This window comes from Mesorhizobium sp. M2C.T.Ca.TU.002.02.1.1 (assembly GCF_003997225.1).
In genome coordinates this window covers 1-3064 of sequence record NZ_RZTO01000744.1, presented here as the reverse complement: position 1 = coordinate 3064, position 3064 = coordinate 1, and the positions used below count along the sequence as shown (strand labels likewise).

Here is a 3064-nt window from a genome sequence, read left to right as displayed (position 1 = left end):
GTTCATGGGCATGCTCTTCTTTTGTTGAATAATCATTCAATATAAGCATATTTCCCATTGAAATGCAATGGCTTGTGGAAATATGAAAGTTCCGCCGCGGCAAGGTTGAGCCTGCCTGAGCCGGAAAAATCACGGAAAATCCGGGTCTTAATCGAGGAAGCGGAACGGCGGTTGCGAGCGCCGACGCCTGCCGCGAGGATGGCATGTTTCGATCGATGCCGAGCATGTGGCAGAGGGCTGCGAACACGCTCGATTCAGGCACCGCTGTGTGAGGCTGTTTACAGTCGCCCGGGCGCGACAGGCGCATATCTGCGCCGACCAGCTTCGATGGCCGATCGAATGGTTGCAGCGGATTGGGATACCGCCGCGGATGGTGCCTGTTGCAATCCTGTTACACAGACAATCGCCGCGATCATCCGTCCGTTACATGGCGCGATTAAGTTCGTTTCATAGCCAAAAAGAAAGATAACGAAGGGAACAGCGATGTTTGCGAAAGTTCGTACCGCCGATGCCGATCGCCGCCTGCATGGACCGGAACGCAACGACCGCCGGCCGAAGCTGGCGTTGCGCCAGCGCGCCAGCGATCATCCGATGGCGATGTTCATGATGATCGGCGCCTGCGCCTTCGTCGGCATGCTGGCGGCACCCGCCTCAGGCCCGGCTTTCGCCTCGATCAATCCGCCCGCCAACGTCGTCGAGGGCGCGCAGACCACGCTCAAGACCGCCCGTCTGCCGGAATCCGCAGTCGACTTTGCCTGCAAGGGCCAGAACTGGGGTGCCGAGAGCCTCGATTGCCTGCGCGCCATCGCCGAGCAGTCCGGCCGGCACCGGGAGCGCGCGGTGCGCATGATCGCCAACGCCGCGCCGCTCACCAACACGCCGAACATTTTTTAAGAGCTCCCCTGAGCGCACCCTCCTGCGCTCCAGTCAGGCTCCCGCCGCTACGTCGGTCGGGAGCCTCTTTTTTAGGCCCGGTCGATATTCAGGTGAGGCTGGTCTGCAAATTGCGCCTTTCTGTGCTTCCGGTGCTCGCGTACCTCAAGTACGCTCCGCTCCGGTTCTCGGAAGGCACAATTTTCGACTCAGCCTGACCTGAATCTCGGCCGAGCCTGCGGCGGCGCGAGTTCAGGTTTTGGATAGCGCCGCGCCGGCCTTGGGCCAGTCAACTTAGATTCAGATGTGGGTGCCGTTGTCGGCTGTGGCGGCGGCTTCGTCGGCGACGGTCGAGAGGATGCCGCGGACGTCGAGCGTCGAGAAGGGCTTTTCCAGGATGTGCGGGCGCTGCTGCGGCGGCAGCGCTTCGATCTCGGCCTTGGCGCCGATCATGTCGCCGGTCACCAGCACGAAGCGCTTGGCGAGCGGGGGCTGCTGCGCGAGCAGTTCGCGGTAGATCGCAATGCCGCTGATGCCAGGCATGCGCAGATCGGAGAAGACGATGTCCGGCGGCATGTGACCGTTCAACACGTCGGCCGCCGATGTCCAGCTTGCCACGACGCGTGACTTCACGCCCATCAGTTCGAGTATGTCGGACAAGGACGCTGCGACGTCCGGCTCGTCGTCGATCACCAGCGCATGACGCAGCCCGCTCGAACGCGCCGGCCCTTCGCCAGGCGTGGCGCCTCCGCCCGCGATCGCCGGCAACTGCACGACGAAACGCGCGCCGTTCGGCTGCACTTCCTCGAACCGTATGCTGCCGTGGTGGCGCTCGACGATCGATTTCGAGATGGACAGGCCGATGCCGGTGCCGACGCCGACCGGCTTGGTGGTGAAGTAGGACTCGAAGATGCGCGCGCGGATCGCCTCGGGAATGCCCGGGCCGTTGTCCTCGACGGAGAAGCCCGGATTGCCGAGCTCGTTGCGGAACGTCCGCACCTTGATGTGCCGCTCGCCGGTCACGCCGGCCAGCGCATGCTGGCTGTTGATGAGGAAGTTGGCCACCACCTGCGTGATGTGGTCGGCGTCGGCCATGGCAAGCAGCGGCCCGTCGGCAAAGTCGGTGTCGATGATGATGCCGCTGGAGCGCGCGCCATAGGCGGTGACTTCGAGCGCCGAGCGCATCACCTGGTTGAGGTCCGTCTCGGCCTGCTCGGTCGGGTGCAGCCTAACCATCGACAGGAAGCTCTTGACGATGCGGCCGCATCGCTCGGCGGCGGCGCGCACCTTCTCGGCGCGTACCTTGGTCTGCGGGTCGCCGGCGAATTCATGCAGCAGCGTCGACTGCGCCACCACCACCGCCAGCGGGTTGTTCAGCTCGTGCGAGACGCCGGCAAGCAGCGAGCCCATCGCCGCCATCTTCTCGTTCTGGTGCAGCTTCTCGCGCTGTCGGTTGATCTCCTCCTCGGCCTGGAGCTTTTCGCGCAGGTCGCGGATCGAGCCGAAGATCAGGCGGCGGTCGGCAACGCGCATCTCGGTCGCCGTCAGCTCGATCGGGAAGATCTCGCCAGCGGCGTTCTGCGTGACGGTTTCGAGCCGCTGGCCGACCATCGGCGCGCCGCGGCCGGCCATGTATTCGGCGCCCGAGGCATAGCCTTTGCGGTAGTATACCGGAACGATGGTATCGAGCAGGTCCTTGCCGAGGATGGCGCTGCGCTGGAAGCCGAACATCTTCTCGGCGGCGGGATTGAACTCGATGATCGAACCCGTCTCGTCGATGACGATGATGGCGTCGAGCGAGGCCTGCAGCATTGTGCGCCGGATCACCTCGCTGGCATGCGCTTCCGATGGCGAGCGCTCGATGGCGTCGCCGATGGCCAAGGCGATGATGTGCAGCGTCGCCTCTTCCTCATCGGTCCATTCGCGTTCGGCGATGCAATCGTTGATGGCCAGTGTGCCCCAAAGGTGGCCATGCGCGAAAACGGAGACGGACAGGAACGACTTGATGCTCTGCTTCTCGAAGTCGGCCCGCAGGAAACCGTCGAGGTCGCGCGTGTGGCCGGAGAAGATCTTGCCTTGCCGCTCGTCTTCCTGCAGCCGCTCCAGCAAAGAATCCGAATTGATGATCGACTGCACGATCACGGTGGGCGAGGCCAGCTCGCCGCCGAAATCCGGGTCGATCCAATAGGCG

The 3064-nt window shown here is 63.7% G+C and carries 3 protein-coding genes; 1 reads left to right on the top strand and 2 read right to left on the bottom strand.

The window, feature by feature from the left end; all coding sequences use genetic code 11:
• The coding region (locus EOD07_RS38210; protein ID WP_206519583.1) for a hypothetical protein at positions 1 to 247 on the bottom strand (247 nt) is incomplete at its 3' end.
• A 236-nt stretch (positions 248 to 483) separates the two neighbouring features.
• Between EOD07_RS38210 and EOD07_RS28650 the strand changes: the two genes are divergently transcribed.
• A complete protein-coding gene (locus EOD07_RS28650; protein ID WP_041011254.1) occupies positions 484 to 894 on the top strand; it encodes a hypothetical protein in 411 nt (136 codons plus the stop codon).
• A gap of 279 nt (positions 895 to 1173) precedes the next feature.
• Here EOD07_RS28650 and EOD07_RS28645 read toward each other — a convergent pair.
• A partial coding sequence (locus EOD07_RS28645; RefSeq protein WP_164772623.1) for an ATP-binding protein occupies positions 1174 to 3064 on the bottom strand: 1891 nt, incomplete at its 5' end.